At 32.8% G+C, this 17,010-nt stretch carries 14 protein-coding genes; 10 read left to right on the forward strand and 4 right to left on the reverse strand.

Annotated elements, in window-relative coordinates; all coding sequences use genetic code 11:
- Positions 1-3 precede the first annotated feature (3 nt).
- Entirely contained in the window at positions 4-5,634 is a 5,631-nt protein-coding gene (locus UEQ13_RS12830; protein ID WP_329806731.1) for a GEVED domain-containing protein, read from the reverse strand.
- A 232-nt stretch (positions 5,635-5,866) separates the two neighbouring features.
- Here UEQ13_RS12830 and UEQ13_RS12835 point away from each other — a divergent pair, with 232 nt between their 5' ends.
- Together UEQ13_RS12835 and thiL are read left to right on the forward strand one after the other, a co-directional pair.
- Positions 5,867-6,295 carry a regulatory protein RecX gene (locus tag UEQ13_RS12835; protein WP_329806732.1) on the forward strand — a complete coding sequence of 143 codons (429 nt, stop codon included), beginning with the start codon at positions 5,867-5,869 and terminating at the stop codon, positions 6,293-6,295.
- A 421-nt stretch (positions 6,296-6,716) separates the two neighbouring features.
- Positions 6,717-7,772: a thiamine-phosphate kinase gene (gene thiL / locus UEQ13_RS12840; RefSeq protein ID WP_329806733.1), complete on the forward strand. Its 1,056-nt coding sequence runs from the start codon at positions 6,717-6,719 to the stop codon at positions 7,770-7,772.
- 222 nt (positions 7,773-7,994) lie between these two features.
- On the opposite strand, the gene rnhA is transcribed toward thiL, so the two are convergent.
- Positions 7,995-8,474, reverse strand: coding sequence for a ribonuclease HI (rnhA, locus tag UEQ13_RS12845; protein WP_329807239.1), 480 nt, complete (start codon positions 8,472-8,474; stop codon positions 7,995-7,997).
- Between the two features lie 44 nt (positions 8,475-8,518).
- Positions 8,519-9,079, reverse strand: coding sequence for a phosphoribosylglycinamide formyltransferase (gene purN / locus UEQ13_RS12850; RefSeq protein WP_329806734.1), 561 nt, complete (start codon positions 9,077-9,079; stop codon positions 8,519-8,521).
- Between the two features lie 246 nt (positions 9,080-9,325).
- Between purN and UEQ13_RS12855 the strand changes: the two genes are divergently transcribed.
- The 5 genes from UEQ13_RS12855 (at position 9,326) to pyk (ending at position 13,776) form a co-directional block, all read left to right on the forward strand.
- Positions 9,326-9,562 carry an acyl carrier protein gene (locus UEQ13_RS12855; protein ID WP_007137004.1) on the forward strand — a complete coding sequence of 79 codons (237 nt, stop codon included), beginning with the start codon at positions 9,326-9,328 and terminating at the stop codon, positions 9,560-9,562.
- A 194-nt stretch (positions 9,563-9,756) separates the two neighbouring features.
- Positions 9,757-11,010 (forward strand): beta-ketoacyl-ACP synthase II, encoded by a 1,254-nt coding sequence (fabF, locus tag UEQ13_RS12860; protein ID WP_329806735.1) that lies wholly within the window; start codon positions 9,757-9,759, stop codon positions 11,008-11,010.
- Positions 11,011-11,013: 3 nt separating this feature from the next.
- Positions 11,014-11,763 (forward strand): ribonuclease III, encoded by a 750-nt coding sequence (gene rnc / locus UEQ13_RS12865; RefSeq protein WP_329806736.1) that lies wholly within the window; start codon positions 11,014-11,016, stop codon positions 11,761-11,763.
- Positions 11,764-11,872: 109 nt separating this feature from the next.
- Entirely contained in the window at positions 11,873-12,343 is a 471-nt protein-coding gene (locus UEQ13_RS12870) for an IPExxxVDY family protein (RefSeq protein ID WP_329806737.1), read from the forward strand.
- 2 nt (positions 12,344-12,345) lie between these two features.
- A complete protein-coding gene (pyk, locus tag UEQ13_RS12875) occupies positions 12,346-13,776 on the forward strand; it encodes a pyruvate kinase (protein WP_329806738.1) in 1,431 nt (476 codons plus the stop codon).
- 123 nt (positions 13,777-13,899) lie between these two features.
- On the opposite strand, the gene UEQ13_RS12880 is transcribed toward pyk, so the two are convergent.
- Positions 13,900-14,088: a hypothetical protein gene (locus UEQ13_RS12880; protein WP_329806739.1), complete on the reverse strand. Its 189-nt coding sequence runs from the start codon at positions 14,086-14,088 to the stop codon at positions 13,900-13,902.
- A 254-nt stretch (positions 14,089-14,342) separates the two neighbouring features.
- On the opposite strand from UEQ13_RS12880, the gene UEQ13_RS12885 reads away from it, so the two are divergent.
- The 3 genes from UEQ13_RS12885 to UEQ13_RS12895 all read left to right on the forward strand — a co-directional run bounded on the left by UEQ13_RS12885 (position 14,343) and on the right by UEQ13_RS12895 (position 16,877).
- Positions 14,343-14,873 carry a hypothetical protein gene (locus UEQ13_RS12885; RefSeq protein ID WP_329806740.1) on the forward strand — a complete coding sequence of 177 codons (531 nt, stop codon included), beginning with the start codon at positions 14,343-14,345 and terminating at the stop codon, positions 14,871-14,873.
- Positions 14,874-15,211: 338 nt separating this feature from the next.
- On the forward strand, positions 15,212-16,498 hold the full coding sequence (locus UEQ13_RS12890) for a sensor histidine kinase (RefSeq protein WP_329806741.1): 1,287 nt from the start codon (positions 15,212-15,214) through the stop codon (positions 16,496-16,498).
- A complete protein-coding gene (locus tag UEQ13_RS12895) occupies positions 16,488-16,877 on the forward strand; it encodes a response regulator (RefSeq protein ID WP_329806742.1) in 390 nt (129 codons plus the stop codon). The genes UEQ13_RS12890 and UEQ13_RS12895 overlap by 11 nt, the downstream gene beginning before the upstream one ends.
- Positions 16,878-17,010 lie beyond the last annotated feature (133 nt).

The raw sequence follows: 17,010 nt of genomic DNA on the forward strand, positions 1-17,010 counted from the left end.
ATATTAGTAAATTGTTTTCTTATTTATCTTAATTCCATTTTCAAGAACAATATCGATAAATAAAGGTGCATTACGTTGGTGAACTGGTAATACAAAATTGTTTGTTTTAATGTCTTTCCCTTCAAATAGCTTTCTTCCTAAAACATCATAAACAACAAGGTCTGCAATTTTTTCTTTCGTTGAAACAACACTTAATTCCTGATTAGAAACTACTACAACATCAACATTCGCATCAAACGTATCATTTGCTAAAACTACTCCGTTATTGTAGCGAATTATAAACCTGTCTTTAATTGTACCTTTGTTGGCCATAAAAGAATAGGGAGCCGACTTTAAATCATAGATAACATTTAATAATTTATCTTCTAAATAAATGTTTTGATTGGCATTTGAAAACAATCCATCAACTGAACTTAAAGCTATTTTATATAATCCTTCTTGCGGTACACTCACTCCAATATTAACTTTATCATTGTCATTAAATGGCAATGTTCTACCTTGAATAAGCATTTGTTCATTTTCAATTAGTGAAAATATATTTAAGCTTAATTTCTCATTTGAGAAAGCATCAAATAATCTGTCTTTTCCGTTTGTAGCATCTTCAACATATCCTAATAATGATCTTACACTAGCTCCATTTGGCGCAACAATGTCGAACCACATTCTATGTTTCTCTAAATTGTTGGCATTTCTATTATTAGCAACAGATTTATAAAATTGATTATTATTATGAGTAATATTTCTAAGAGAATTATTAAAAATTAAATTTTCAGTAGTAGCTGATGATGCGTGTAGCATCGAAACAAAAAATCCTTGTCCACCAGCAATTCTACCATTAAATGAACCTGATCCAGGACCAGTTGACGGACCTACAGCATTAAATGTTAAATAATCTGTAGGTGTATAATTATAGGCGTAGTTATTATAAAATGGGTCACCAACTGCATTTGAAGGCAAAGCACCATGTGTCCAAATATTTACAAAACCGGCAATGTTTGTATTTAAAGTTAAGAAATCAATAGCATCAATTGCTGATGGATATGGGTTTCCAACTAAATTCCAGTTATCATCATCTTTAGTTCCTGGAGTTGTTGAAACCATAGTGTTATAATTTACACCATCGTAACTTCCTCTGCTAATTGGAATTGTTACGACTCCATTATTTGGCACACCAATAAAAGTGGCTGTATAATTTGTTAGTGCAGAAAGAGAGAAAGAATCCGGACCTCTTAAACAGTAACCTTTACCTAAAACCATTGTTTCGTTGGCAAATGCCCAATTTCCAAAATTATTTAATCCTGCAGTTGTAGGCAACCATTTATATTGATATCCTAAATTGGTTCCAGGAGAAACAGCACTATTAGCAAAACCAACAACTGGAGAAGACCAGTATACATAATCTTGTCTTCTGATATTAGCCGTTCTATTGTATCTGATATTTCCTGTATTTACGCCAGCATCACTAATTTGCACCAAAGAACCATCACTTAAAACATCTAAAGTTCCATTTGTTGTAATGCTATTTTGCACTTCTACATAACCTCCAGAAGAGATGGTTAAAGTTTTTGTTGCGTTAACAGTTAAACTACAACAGCTAAAGTTACCGTTTGTAGCGGTTACATATGTTCCGTTAATTATTGCAGCTTTGGTTAAAGTTGGTGTACCACCAATCCAAGTTGTTCCGTTCCAAGTTGAAGCGTTTGTATCTGTAATTTTTATTGCGTTTGTAGCCGAATAACATGTAGCAGTATTTTCTCTAATTTGGCAATAATATTGATAATTAATAACAGTAGTTGTATTAGATATAGATAAAGAAGCAGTTGTTGCACCACTATAAATTCCACCATCTGTTACAGTTGTCCAAGTTGCACTTCCTGGCGCTGCAAAATACCATTGATAAGCTAAAGTATTTCCACCAGCAAAACCTTCGGTTCCAGCTGTGTTTAAAACTGCTGAAGTGGAACCACATGAAGGTGAATATGAAGGTTGAGTAGTAACTACAGGCGCTACTGCTGTTCCACTTGGAAGAACTAAACCAGCACTCGGATAACAAACACCAGAACCTAATGGTATAGTACTCCAGTCTGCAGCAACATAAGAAGTTCTTGCGCTTAATGCTCCTGTATTTCTTACCATGTAATAACCAGCCCCAGGAATGTAGGTATGAACATCATCAATAATTACAACACCAGCTGCATCTCTCAATTGAATACCATCATTTTGATTAAATCCACCATTTATGGTACCATTTGTTGAAGCAGGACCACAACTACCAACAGAAACTTTTAATATTCCTAAAGTTCCAGGAGCAATTGAACCCGTTAAATTCGCATAATTAATATAATTAGTATCACCGTAGTTAGATGTTCTATAAAGTGAATAATTTACCAAATTAACTGTTGCTGCAGTTCCATTGTATAGTGTGATAAATCCACCATCAAAGTCTTTTTCATCATGAATATCATAAATAATTAAATCCGTAGTAGAAGCAGCTCCTTCACATGAAGTATTATTGTTTGTGATAATTGTATAAATAGTATCAACAGTACAAGGTTGACTATCTTTTACAGACATCATTCCTGTAGTTGCGCCAGCTGGTATTACAACTACCATTTGAGTTCCTGTATTAGAAACAATTGTAGCATTAATACCTGAAAAAGTTACAGTTGTTCCAATTAAACCTGTTCCGTTAATAGTAACTTCTGTTCCTACTGGTCCAGATGTTGGTGTAAAGGTTGTAACTGTATGAGTTGGCACACAAGCATTTACAACTTGAACCGTATAATCTTCCGTTGAACCATAAGCAAAAGTTCCACAAGGATTTAACATAGCCAATGTGGCAGATTCTGTTTGAACAATTCTCATTCTATAATTTCCAATTGGTTGACCTAAAGGAACGTTAATGGTGAAGTTTTGTATCACATTTCCTGTAGAAACAGCCACTAAAGCCGTACCAATAGTTTCATTCGCATCAAGAAAATCGCCATCATTATTCCAATCAATCCAAACACCACCTGCGCCATCATATTGAGCTCCTCCATTACAGTCTCCAAATTCAACTGAAACCGTATAAGTTCCGGCAACTTGTAGATCAGCACTCAAAGCGGTATAATTGTTTACACCTGTAGTACAAGTATTTGCGGTATTATTTGAAATAGTTGTAGAATATCCTACTAACGTTACATTTTCAATTTCCGAATCAATAGCATTAGTGGCTCCAGAAGCACAATATACTAAATTTGGAATTTGACATACTGAAACACCATCACTCCATTCTGTTCCTCTTCTAACAAAAACTTTATAACAATAATTTGTTCCGTTTGTTAATCCAGTAACTGTTATTCCTGTTCCAGTACCTTTGTAAACTACTTGATTTGAAGTTGAGTATACTACATTTGCTGAATAGGCTGTTCCGTCTCCAGAAGGTGTAAACACCACTGGACCTTGATTAGCAACTATTAAATATTCATAATTACATACTGAAGGATTTGTAACATTAGCCCAAGTTAATGCTGATTGACCACTAGCAACAGAAGCCGCTAAAGCAGTAACTTCAGGCATGTCAATTGTAATATTTGTTGTAGGTGTACCCCAAGTTCCAGTTGGCGTTGCAGTAATTCCTGATGACCAAGCTGTACCTGTTGTACCTCTATAAGCAACAACTTTAAACGAATAATTAGATAAATTAGCTAAACCTGTAACTGTAAAAGATGTACCTGTTCCTTTATATAAACATTTTCCTAAAGACGGTGTAACAGTTGCTGCCAGAGAAAAATCTGAATTAGCCGTATATAAACTTGAATTTCCTGCAGCAGCTGAAGTAGAAGCAGGAGCTGTACTACCTGCTAATGCAAAAACCATATAACCATCCGGTGCTGGTGTTGCTCCGGTTGAAGATGCTGTCCAAGTCAAACCAAGGGTGTTATTTCCATAACAAGGCATTATATTTGTTGGATTATTTGGCGCCGTTAATGTCACCGTTAAACTTCCTGAATTTGAAGTAACAGGTCCACATGGAGCCGCGCCACTTACAACACATCGGTATAAATAACCATTCATTGTAATAGGAGCTGCCGTGATATTTAAAGTAGCTGTTGTAACTGTAGAATAAGGTGCGCCATTTGTTAAATCAACAAAACTTGTGCCTGTTCCTGTTGTATCTACTTGCCATTGGTAAGATGGTGTTGTTCCTGTTGCTGTTACTGTGAAAGTTGTATTACCTCCATCTGTAATGTTCTTATTTAATGGTGGTTGAGCTGTTATAGCAACAGTTGCAACTACTGTAAAAGTTACTGATATTGCTGGCGACCAACATGAACCAATTAATTCTCTAACATATACTGTATAAGTACCAGCTGTTGCTGATGAAAGATAATTTGTCGTTGTAGGACTTCCTGTTAAAACACCATTAGCAATAGTTTGCCAATAAATATTTGTACTTGGTGCTGAATAACTTAAAGTGGCTATTCCACAAGATGGATTAGCAGATACATTTATGGTTCCTGCTGGAGCACTTGGCACACTAGTTACATTAACGGCACCCGAAACATTACTTGTTACCGCTGAACCACAAGCTGCAGTAACCACACAATAATAATATAAAGTTCCTACAGCTGCAGTTGAAGGTGTATAACTCGCGCTAGTTGCACCAGATATTAGTGTTCCTCCAGAATTTGAATTTGATACATTGCTATACCATTGATAAGTTACTGTTGTACCCGTTGCAGTTACAGACAAAGCTGTAGCAGACCCGCTTTGACAAATATTTTGTACTGTTGTAGAAGGCTGAGCAGTAATTGCTGCCGAATTTTGCACTATTAAATTAATAGTGTTATCAATTCCTGTAACCACAGGATTATTTGCAACCACACGAATTCTATATCCTACTCCTGCTGCAGTTCCTGCTGGAATAGTTGCTGAAATTATATCTGTATTTAAAGTACTTGTTACGGTACCTATAGAAACAGGCGATGCAAAACTACCTGCTGCATTTGACAATTGTGCTGTATACACATTCCCAGCATTAAAAGTACCAACGCTAGTAAATGGAACAGAAACAGCTGCTCCTGTTGAAGATGTTACACAAAATGGACTACCAACTAAAGCTGTGTTTGTGGTGATAGTGTTTGTAGAGACGAATGAAATGTTTACACCATCAATACCAACATTTCCAGTGGCTTTAGTTGTATATATAAACTTAACATATCGTGTTGTAGCTAATAAAGAAGAAGTCCAAGAAGTTCCAGGAGCAGCAATTATTTGATTAGATAAACTTGTATGTGAACGAACAGTTGTATATGATACACCATCAGCAGATTCAAGCACATCAAATATATAACTGCCGCTTAGAGAATTTCCTCCCAAATAATAAGATAATGTGTTTGCTGTTCCTGTAAAGTTAATAACTAAAACATCTCCCGTATTATCCATCTTACCAGCATTACCACCAATAGCATCATAATTACTTCCATAGTCTGCGCCAAAACCTGTTTGACTCCAACCAGCAGGTAAACCAGTATTCCATAATGAACCAGAGAAAGAAGTCGGCAATGTTGCCTGCCCCCAACTTAAAACGGAGCACAATAAAGTAAAAACCAGTAAGGTTAATTTCGTAACGTAATTATTTTTCATCATTTGAGGGGTTTTTTATTACTTTTGCATAGTATTTTATGAAACACTTTAATGCAAATTATTTATATTTCTGTATTCTTGCCAATCCTTAGTTTTTTTTTAACAAAGGGGGACAAATTTAATACAAAATTATAACAATAAACATAGTTTTATAGATTATTTATATGAATAAATTGTTAACAAATTGGAAAACCCTAAAAACACTGAACTTTCTATAAATGAGGTAATTAATAAAATGGAATTTTATTGTTCCTACCAAGACCGTTGTCATAAAGAAGTGGAACAAAAATTACGTAACTTTACCTTAATACCTGAATTAAAAGAGAAAGTTATCGTTCATCTTATCGAAAATAAATATATTGATGAAGAACGTTTTGCAAAAAGTTTCGCTCGAGGCAAGCACAATTATAAAGGTTGGGGTAAAAACCGAATCGTACAAGAATTAAAATTCAGAGAAATTTCTAAAAGAAATATCGATTTAGCATTACTTGAACTTCCCAACGAAATATATCTAGAAAACTTTCATACGCTTGCCGAAAAAAACTGGAATGCTATCCAAGAACGAAAAGGCCAAAAGAAAAATAAAAAATTCGTCGATTTCTTACTTCGAAAAGGATACGAAACCAATTTGATTTTTGAAAAATTAAAAGAATTAGATAAATAAAAAAGGCTGGAAAACCCAACCTTTTCTCTAATTTTCACTTAAATTATAACGACAAACTACTAGAAACGTTTTTTTTTAAATGAAATTGGCAAGTATCCCAAATTACACAACTACTTTGACACACTTTATAAATTACACACTCAAATACTTAACAAACAAACATCAAACAAACCAATAATAAAAAGAACACCCCTAATTGTAATTGAAAAAATATCATCCACCAAAAGCATGTTTTATCTTCCCTTAATTCTATATTCATTTCTAAATGTTTTATATTTTACAGGTACAAAATTAGAGTATCAATATTATATGAAACCGGAATTAGTGTTATATAAAAGTTAACCTAAACAAAATCATATTAAGAAAATATTCGTTTTTTTGTTGCACCTAAAAGCTATAACTTTGCAAAAAAGAAAACTACATGTTAGAAAATAAAGATCAAAAAAGAACCAGCATTGCTAGTTTAGGTGAATTCGGATTAATTGAACATTTAACCAAACATTTCAAAATTAATCAAAAAAGCACGCTTAAAGGTATTGGTGACGATGCAGCTGTTTTAGATTTTGCAGATAAAAAAGTGGTTGTTTCTACGGATTTATTAGTCGAAGGCGTACATTTCGATTTAAGTTATATGCCATTGAAACATTTAGGATACAAAGCCATTGTTTCAAATATTTCTGATATTTGTGCGATGAACGCGGTGCCAACTCAGGTTACTGTTTCGGTTGCCGTTTCTAATCGTTTTCCTTTAGAAGCAATGGAAGAACTTTTTGCCGGAATCACTTTAGCCGCTAACACCTATAATGTAGATGTGATTGGTGGCGACACCACTTCTTCTCAAAAAGGATTAATCATCAGTATTACCGCAATTGGCGAAGCTAATTTAGAGGAAATCGCATACAGAAGTGGCGCACAACAAACTGATTTATTAGTGGTTTCTGGTGACTTAGGCGCAGCATATATGGGCTTACAAGTGTTAGAAAGAGAAAAACAGGTCTTTCAAGTGAACCCAAATAACCAACCTGTTTTAGACGATTATACGTATTTAATAGAACGTCAATTGAAGCCTGAAGCTAGAAATGATGTAAAAGAATTATTAGAAAAATTAGAAGTTCAACCGACTTCAATGATTGATATTTCGGATGGTTTATCGTCTGAAGTGATGCACATTTGCAAACAAAGTAAATTAGGTTGTAATTTATACGAAGAAAAAATTCCGGTTGATCCACAATTAATTAATGTGTGTGAAGAATTTAATGTAGATATTACCACAATAGCTTTAAACGGTGGTGAAGATTACGAATTGCTTTTCACCATTAAAATGGAAGATTTCGAAAAAATAAAACACAATCCAAACTTCACAATTATCGGACACATGGTTGCCGAAAGTGAAGGCATGCATTTAGTCACTCGTGCCAACACCAAAATTGAACTAAAAGCCAGAGGTTGGAATAGTTTAATGGAAGAACAAGAATAGAATTTTACAAGTGTCACACTGAGCGTAGTCGAAGTGTATATTATAAATAATTTTTTTCTTACTATATAAAAGTCTTCGACTCCGCTCAGACTGACAAACTAATACCTGATAATTTTAAAAAATCATCAGGTATTTTTTATATATACAATTAAATACTCCATAGATAAAGCATAGATAAAGCATAGATAGTGTATGAATAGTGTATGCAAGAGACATCTAAAATTATATCAACTTTTGTTCTTCCGTTTCGTAAAAAGTATCCACATTCAAGTTTTTCTGTTGCGAAGCCATAACGGCTAATTCATCGCAACGTTCATTTTGTGGATGACTGTTATGTCCTTTTACCCACATGAATTTTACGTTATGTTGTCGGTAAATTTTTAAAAATCGCATCCATAAATCGGGGTTTTTTCGGTCTTTAAAAGATTTTTTCTCCCAACCAAAAACCCAACCTTTCTCTACAGAATCCACCACATATTTAGAATCAGAAACGACTAGAACTGATGTTTTCGGTGCTTTTAATTTCTCTAAACCTACAATTACGCCTAATAATTCCATTCGGTTATTTGTGGTATGACGGAATCCTTCAAAAAACTCCTTTTTATAAGGTGAACCCACCATTTCCATCACCACACCATAACCACCTGGACCGGGATTTCCTTTGGCAGCGCCATCTGTATATATGTGAACTTGGTATGACATGAATTTAAATATATTTTTTGTCATGCTGAACTTGTTTCAGCATCTTATTTAATTAAACTTTCAATCACCTTTGGAAAATGCTCCATTTCTAATTCGTGAATTTTTTGTGCAATTTCTTCCGCAGAAGTACAATTTTCGATAGTTACGTTGGTTTGAAAAATAAATTCGCCTTCATCAAAATGTTCGTTTACATAATGAACGGTAATTCCAGTTTCTTTTTCTTTATTTTCCAGAATAGCATTGTGAACGTTCATTCCGTACATTCCTTTTCCGCCATAATTTGGCAACAAAGCTGGATGAATATTTATGACTTTATTCGGAAAGGCATTTATAATATGAACAGGGAATTTCAATAAGAAACCTGCTAAAACAATTAAATCGGGTTGTACTTCTTTTAAATGATTTAAAACGGTATCGTCTGAAAGCTCGATTTTATTGAACACATACGTTGGAACATGAAACTTTTTAGCTTTTTCAATCACTTTGGCATGTGAATTGTTTGTGAACACACCGACTACAGTTCCTTGACCCGATTTCTCGAAATGTGCCATTATGTTTTCTGCATTAGAACCATTGCCAGAAGCAAAAAGTACAATCTTTTTCATGATAAATCTCTTTTTTTTCAACTTATTACAACAATAAATCGTCTAAATTTCACACAAAAGTATAAATTCCTTTAGGTTTAGACACTAAAAACAGAAGAAATAAAAATATTTTTTAAAGTAAAAGCATAGAGAATTAGGCCATTGAAAGTTTTTTTTATAAATTCGTAGTTATATTTACTAACAAAAATGTTGTTTTAAAATAAAGTTTTTTATTTTTGCCAACAAATAAATTAAAAATTAAAAATTATGTCAGACATTGCATCAAGAGTAAAAGCGATTATCGTGGACAAATTAGGTGTTGACGAAAACGAAGTAGTAACAGAAGCAAGCTTCACTAACGATTTAGGTGCTGATTCATTGGACACTGTAGAGCTTATTATGGAATTCGAAAAAGAATTTGATATCCAAATTCCAGACGACCAAGCTGAAAACATTGCTACTGTAGGTCAAGCAATTTCTTACATCGAAGAAGCTAAGAAATAATAACCATTCATCCGTGTAAATTTATTTTTATACGGATGTTGTTATTTTTGTTTCTGTTTTTAAAAATCTTTGTTTAGATTTGTAAAAACATTGATTGTATTACAATCATTCAACATAAGACATTTATGTAATACCCAATGTTTATATTTATAATATGATACATTGGGTTTTTCTATATAACTAAAAAAAAATTTATGCAATTAAAACGTGTAGTAGTTACAGGACTTGGAGCTTTAACTCCAATTGGAAACAACATTCAAGAATATTGGGATGCCTTAATTAGCGGAAAAAGCGGTGCGGCACCAATTACTTATTATGACACTGAAAAACATAAAACAAAATTTGCTTGTGAAGTAAAAAACTTCAATATCGAAGAGTTTATCGATAGAAAAGAAGCAAGACGTATGGACAAATTTGCTCAATACGCTATTGTAGCTGGTGAGCAAGCTATTGCAGATGCTGGAATTTTAGATTCAAATGTAGATAAAAAAAGAGTAGGTGTAATTTGGGGTGCTGGAATTGGAGGTTTAGAAACCTTCCAAGAAGAAGTACTAAGTTATGCTAAAGGTGACGGAACGCCTCGTTTCAATCCTTTCTTTATCCCAAAAATGATTGCCGATATTGCTCCAGCTCATATTTCTATGAGAAATGGCTTTATGGGTCCAAACTATACAACAGTTTCTGCTTGTGCTTCTTCAGCAAACGCTATGATTGACGCTTTCAACTACATTCGTTTAGGAGTGTGTGATGTAATTGTTTCTGGTGGTTCTGAAGCTGCTGTAACCATTGCAGGAATGGGTGGATTTAACTCTATGCAAGCTTTATCAACAAGAAACGATTCACCTGAAACGGCTTCAAGACCATTTGACGCGAACAGAGATGGATTTGTTTTAGGAGAAGGTGCTGGTGCTTTAGTTTTTGAAGAATACGAACACGCCAAAGCACGTGGTGCAAAAATATATTGTGAAGTTGGTGGTGGTGGAATGTCATCTGATGCGTATCACTTAACCGCTCCACATCCAGAAGGAATTGGAGTAATTGCTGTAATGGAAAACACCTTACGCGATGCTGGTATGAAACCTGAAGATGTAGATCATATCAACACACACGGAACGTCAACACCATTAGGTGATGTTGCCGAATTAAAAGCAATCAGTCACGTTTTTGGAACTCACGCTAAAAACATTAATATCAATTCTACAAAATCAATGACAGGTCACTTGTTAGGTGCTGCTGGTGCTATTGAAGCTATTGCTTCTATCTTAGCGATGAAATACAGTATTGTTCCTCCAACAATTAACCATACAACGGTTGATGAAAATATCGATCCGTCATTAAATTTAACTTTAAATGTTCCTCAAAAAAGAGAGATTAAAGTAGCTATGAGTAACACTTTTGGATTTGGTGGACACAATGCTTGTGTACTTTTCAAAAAAATAGAAGAATAATTCATGCGCAGAATTTTAAAAAAAATATTGAAAAAATCCCCCTCTTCTAATCAAGACGGGGTTTTTTTTGGTAAAATAACCAAAATCTTAGGTTTCAAGCCAAACTCGGAAATCTTTTACAAACACGCATTTACACATCGTTCCTCTAATAAAACAGATGAAAATGGTTATCCCATTAGTTATGAGCGTTTAGAATTTTTAGGCGATGCGATGTTAGGCAGCGTAATTGCCGCACATTTATACAAAAAAGTTCCAACTGGTGATGAAGGGTATTTAACAAAAATGCGTTCAAAAATTGTGAGTCGAGAACATTTGAATGAATTGGGTCGCGATTTCAATTTGGTGCAATTCATTGAAAGTAAAGTAAATCCTTCTCATTTTGGAGATAATATTCACGGGAATTTATGCGAAGCATTCATCGGAGCGATTTATTTAGATAAAGGTTTTCCGTATTGTGAAAAATTCATTCACGAAAAAATCATCAAACCTTATGTGGATATCGCACGTTTAGAAGGCAAAGTAATCAGCTACAAAAGTTTAATCATCGAATGGTGTCAGAAAGAAAAAATCAATTTTAAATTTGAGGTTTTTGAAGATGACGGCAAAGAAGGCGTAAAACATTTTGGCGTAAAATTATTAATGGACAATGAAGTAATTAGCAAAGCTAGAGCAACTTCTAAGAAAAAAGCAGAAGAAACGGCTGCTAAAAGAGCGTTTTTTGCTTTGCAAGATAAAATCGAAAACAAATCATAATTTTTTTTATCAACTACAACGTTTGAAATAAAAATTTAACCGTTTAGAAACCTTATTTGCATCCATTTAATACTTTTTAAACCTATCTTTGCAATTATTTAAAATTTTAATGGCAAATCTGAAACTTACATTAGACGATTTTGAATCAAATGATTTTGAGTTACTTGCGATTCACACAAATTTAAAAGATTTTAAATTAAGCTTTTTAATCAATTTAAAATTGAACGTTTTGTTAGCTAAAAATGATAACGAAATAACCATTAAATCGAATGACGGAACTGGAAAATTTTCAAGGTTTAGTTATGACGATTTAAAACAAGACATCACTTGGGAACTGATAAAAAATCAAACCAATTTTAATTCGAACAAAAACAATGTAGGTTTTTTTGAAGAAGACAGCATCACTATGAATTTGATTCCCGAATTAAAAACCGCCGATTATTTATTAAAAATAGATAACGTGGAGCCCAATTTCAAAAGTGAAGAAATTATACAAAACATAAGTACCATACCAAATGTTTCTACGGTTTATAAAGTAGATACAGATAATTTAAAATCGATAAACAATTTAATTTTTTAAAAATGCTTACAAATAAAAAAACAAAAATTGTTGCCACATTAGGGCCAGCTTGTAGTACAAAGGAAGTAATTAAACAAATGATTGACGCTGGAGTTAATGTTTTCAGAATTAACTTTTCACACGCAGATTATACAGATGTCAAAGAAAAAATAGACATCATTAGAGAATTAAATAAAGAGTTTGGATACACCACTTCCATTTTAGCCGATTTACAAGGCCCGAAATTACGTGTGGGTGTGATGAAAGAAGATGTTGTGGTAAATCCTGGTGATATTATTACGTTTCAAACTTCAGAAGATGTTCCTGGAACAGCGGAAAGAGTGTACATGAACTATAAAGAATTTCCAAAAGATGTCAATCCGGGTGAAAGAATTTTATTAGACGATGGAAAACTAATGTTCGAAGCGCTTGAAACAAACAGAATTGATGAAGTAGTTTGTAAAGTCATTCAAGGTGGACCTTTAAAATCTAAAAAAGGAGTCAACTTACCAAATACAAAAGTTTCGTTACCAGCTTTAACGGTAAAAGATATTAAAGATGCGATTTTCGCTTGTGAAAACAAAGTAGATTGGATGGCACTTTCATTTGTTAGAACCAAAGAAGACATTAAAGATTTACAAGATTTAATCGCGAAACATTCCGAACATAAAATTCCAATTGTAGCCAAAATTGAAAAACCAGAAGCGGTTGAAAATATTGACGAAATTGTAATTGCATGCGATGGATTAATGGTAGCTCGTGGTGATTTAGGAGTGGAAGTTCCTGCACAAGAAGTACCGTTAATTCAGAAAAAACTAATTTTGAAAGCGAAATTAGCACGTATTCCAGTCATTGTTGCCACTCAAATGATGGAAACGATGATTACAAGTTTAACGCCAACCAGAGCGGAAGTAAATGACGTGGCCAACTCGGTTATGGATGGTGCGGATGCGGTAATGCTTTCTGGAGAAACTTCAGTAGGAAATTATCCGGTTCAGGTGATTGAAACGATGACAAGCATTATTGAAAGTGTAGAAGATTCTCCACTGATTAATGTGCCTCATATTGCACCAACCAAAAAGAACGACAGATATATTACAAAATCGATTTGTTACCATGCGGCTTCCATAGCAGATAGTATCAATGCGAAAGCAGTTACGACTTTAACAAATAGTGGTTATACGGCTTTTCAAATTTCGGCTTGGCGACCACACGCTCATATTTTAGTATTTACATCCAACGAAAGAATTTTAACGCAACTGAATTTACTTTGGGGTGTTAGAGCGTTCTTTTACGATAAATTTACGAGCACAGATGACACGATTGATGACATCAACAAAATTTGTAAAGAAAAGAAATACGTTCAAAAAGGAGATATGGTGATTAACTTAGCGTCTATGCCAATTGCCAATAAAGGAATGGTAAACACGTTGAGAATTTCTGATATAGAATAAGTTTAAAAACTATTTAAAATATAAAAACCAGTCTAATGTTTAGGCTGGTTTTTTTTGCTTTTATTTTACCACGCGAAAGGATTCGCGCGGCAGCGGAGGAACATGAATAATGTTACCATTACTTTAACTTTTTAAGGCATTTGAAATCATTGTAACCCCTAGAAATATAAATAATGTGCCTCCAACAAACCCTTTGAATCTCATTTGATAATTCCAAGCAGTATCATTCCTTTTGTATTTACCTCTAATTGAAAAATAAATAATAATCATTCCAAAAATGATAGCTAAAGCTCCTAATAATATTACTGTCATTTTATTCATTTTGTTTTTTTGTATTTCTTCTAATCCTTTTCTGAATAGTTTAATTGTAATCCGATGGCGCGGATTTGCAATCCGTGCTTACAAACAAATCTAATAAATTACTTCTAAACCATTCTCTAAACTTTCCTATTTATATTTAAAAATTCAATTAAATAAACTGTGACAAATTTTACTGCCTTAAATTATTTGTCACTAAAACGTGACAAAATAATATTTTTGTTTTAAATTGTCACAAAATAAAAACTATGAAAAAACGAGAGAACATAAGAGATGTATTTGGAATTCCGCAAGAAGACTTGGCTATATTGTTAAAAGTAACTCGAAGTCAATTAGCCATGTTTGAAACAGGTAAGCGTGAGTTACCTCCTACTGCAATGTCTCAATTATTAGAAATGTTACGCTTTGCACAAGAAGACAACTCAAAGCTAGCTAACACTATTTCTTTAATGAATACGCAAGCCTTACAAAAGAAAAAAGCATTAGAGAATTTGGTAAAAGAAAACCATTACAAACAATTTGCATTGGAGAAAAAACTATATGTGCTTGAAAAAAAATATAAGGCTAATTTAATGGCGTTTCAATTTATAAATTATTTTGAACAACAGAATACTGAAAATTATGAATTAGGAAAGGAAATGGCAAAAATTATAGAAAAAAAAGCCAGCGCTGAATTAAATAAAAACGGTTTAGCGATGATCACAAAATATAAAATTGAAAAAGAAGTCCTTCAAGCTGAAGAAAAGATTATTTTACAATTTATGAAAAAAGAAAAATAGTGTATTTCTAGATTTAGAAATTAATTGCTTTTTTAATTGTCTATTTAACTGAAATGTAGTAAATTAGAGTACTTAAAAATCCCCAGTAATATTTTTTTGAAAAATTACCATGAACAACGCGTTTAGTACAAACTAAAAATATCGGTATTTATACAGTGATTTTATATGTTTAATGATGAAAAAAAAACTTTTATCACATGCTTATGAATGAGAAAAAAACGAATACTACAAAATATCCAAGTGTATACTTTCTATTTAGTGTTATCTTTTTCTCGTGCGCTTCACTAATTTTTTTAAATTATTCTACTATACGAATTTTGTCCGCTAATAGGGCGTATGTGACTGGTGAATCCCAATATTCCAAAGCTCAAAAAGATGCTGTATACTATCTTACAACCTACTTACATACTAACAACACCAAGTATTGGGAGTACTATTTAAAAGAAATTAAAGTAATTGAAGGCGACAAATTGGCTCTAAATACACTTAATAGGAATCCCGATGATGAATTAGTTAAAGTTGGACTTAGAGCTGGTAGAAATAAAGAAGAAGATCTTGATGATATCATATGGCTGTTTAAAAAATTTAAAAACGTGTCTTTATTTTCCAATGCTTTTGAGATATGGGGAAAAGCCAACGTACTTACTGATACGTTAACACAAGTTGGAAATGAAGTTCATAAAAAAGTTGTTTCTTCTACATTAACAGAGGCAGAGAAAAATATTTTAGTACTAAAAATTGAAAGTATAAGTGAAAAATTCACCATCATTGAAAGAAATTTTACAGATGCGATAGTAAATGGTTCATGGAAAATGAAAAGTTATCTGATTTTTGCTAATGTTTTTTTTATTATGATAATCATCAGTTGTGTCGGCATATACTTTTCAATTATGATGAAAAAATTACTGCAATCAACGAAAGAAATAGAATTGAAAAACGAGAATCTTTTACACGCTAATAAAGAATTAGATAGATTTGTTTACAGTGCTTCCCATGATTTACGTTCCCCATTAACTTCTCTAAAAGGACTCGTACAAATTGCAAAAGAAGAAGAAGATTTAGAACAAATTAAATATTATTTTGAACTAATGGATCAAACCATTTCCAAACAAGATCAGTTTATTATAGATATTATCGATTACTCGCGTAATAAAAGAACAGGAAAAACTTTAGAATCGGTAAACTTAAACCAATTGATTGACGATATTGTACAGCAATATGGTTATAATGAGAACACAAAAACAATCCAAATAGAGAAAAATTTAGAAATTGACCAAATATATAGCGATGCTTTACGATTAAAAATAATTTTCAACAATCTGATTTCAAATGCTATCAAATATGGTGATCCCGAAAAGGAAAAGAAAAAAATTGAAATTAAAGTTTTTAAAGAAAATGATGTCTATAAAATTATGGTGAAAGACAATGGGATGGGCATTGAAGAAGAAGTTTTACCCCAAATTTTCGAAATGTTTTTTGGCACGAATAACAATATTGGTTCTGGTCTAGGGCTTTACATTACTAAGGAAGCCGTTCAAGTTCTTGGCGGAACTATTTCTGCAAGTTCTCAAATTAAAGAAGGAACAATTTTAACTATCACTTTACCTATTTATAATGAAAAATAATGCTGCCTTTTTGCTGATTGAAGACAATTTAATTGACCAACTTATTACTACAAAATTGCTAAAAAATATATTTGATGATTTTCAATTTAATATAGTTGGTGATGGAAAAGAAGGGATTGAATGGCTGCTTCAATTTAACTATAATAACAATCCGTTAATCATTTTACTAGATATAAAAATGCCCCAAATGGATGGTTTTGAGTTTCTTTTACATTATGATAAACTTCCTGAGGAATTAAAAAACAAAACACAAATTTTTATGCTATCCTCATCTTTAGATCCTAACGACTTAAAAAGGGCTAATGAAAATTGTTATGTAAAAAAGTTATTTAATAAACCACTGTCTTTAAACGATTTTAAGGAAATGATAAACACGTAGATTAAATTACTTATTTATAAAAAATAGTGCAGATTATACTCGAGGCTTTAGCCAAGCTGTAGAAGAAATATCAACTATCATATTACATTATTAAAATAAAAAATCCCAAATTCAATAATTGAATTTGGGATTT

Origin of the sequence: Flavobacterium facile (assembly GCF_036321945.1) — a bacterium.
In the GTDB taxonomy this organism is placed as follows: Bacteria; Bacteroidota; Bacteroidia; order Flavobacteriales; family Flavobacteriaceae; genus Flavobacterium; species Flavobacterium facile.

Excerpts from the sequence above, each read along its gene's own strand:
- purN (WP_329806734.1), bottom strand. The coding sequence starts at position 9,079 with ATGAAAAAGATTGTACTTTTTGCTTCTGGCAATGGTTCTAATGCAGAA.
- UEQ13_RS12895 (WP_329806742.1), top strand. The coding sequence starts at position 16,488 with ATGAAAAATAATGCTGCCTTTTTGCTGATTGAAGACAATTTAATTGAC.
- fabF (WP_329806735.1), top strand. The coding sequence starts at position 9,757 with ATGCAATTAAAACGTGTAGTAGTTACAGGACTTGGAGCTTTAACTCCA.
- UEQ13_RS12835 (WP_329806732.1), top strand. The coding sequence starts at position 5,867 with ATGGAATTTTATTGTTCCTACCAAGACCGTTGTCATAAAGAAGTGGAA.
- rnhA (WP_329807239.1), bottom strand. The coding sequence starts at position 8,474 with ATGTCATACCAAGTTCACATATATACAGATGGCGCTGCCAAAGGAAAT.
- UEQ13_RS12855 (WP_007137004.1), top strand. The coding sequence starts at position 9,326 with ATGTCAGACATTGCATCAAGAGTAAAAGCGATTATCGTGGACAAATTA.
- rnc (WP_329806736.1), top strand. The coding sequence starts at position 11,014 with ATGCGCAGAATTTTAAAAAAAATATTGAAAAAATCCCCCTCTTCTAAT.
- UEQ13_RS12885 (WP_329806740.1), top strand. The coding sequence starts at position 14,343 with ATGAAAAAACGAGAGAACATAAGAGATGTATTTGGAATTCCGCAAGAA.
- thiL (WP_329806733.1), top strand. The coding sequence starts at position 6,717 with ATGTTAGAAAATAAAGATCAAAAAAGAACCAGCATTGCTAGTTTAGGT.
- UEQ13_RS12830 (WP_329806731.1), bottom strand. The coding sequence starts at position 5,634 with ATGATGAAAAATAATTACGTTACGAAATTAACCTTACTGGTTTTTACT.
- UEQ13_RS12870 (WP_329806737.1), top strand. The coding sequence starts at position 11,873 with ATGGCAAATCTGAAACTTACATTAGACGATTTTGAATCAAATGATTTT.
- pyk (WP_329806738.1), top strand. The coding sequence starts at position 12,346 with ATGCTTACAAATAAAAAAACAAAAATTGTTGCCACATTAGGGCCAGCT.
- UEQ13_RS12880 (WP_329806739.1), bottom strand. The coding sequence starts at position 14,088 with ATGACAGTAATATTATTAGGAGCTTTAGCTATCATTTTTGGAATGATT.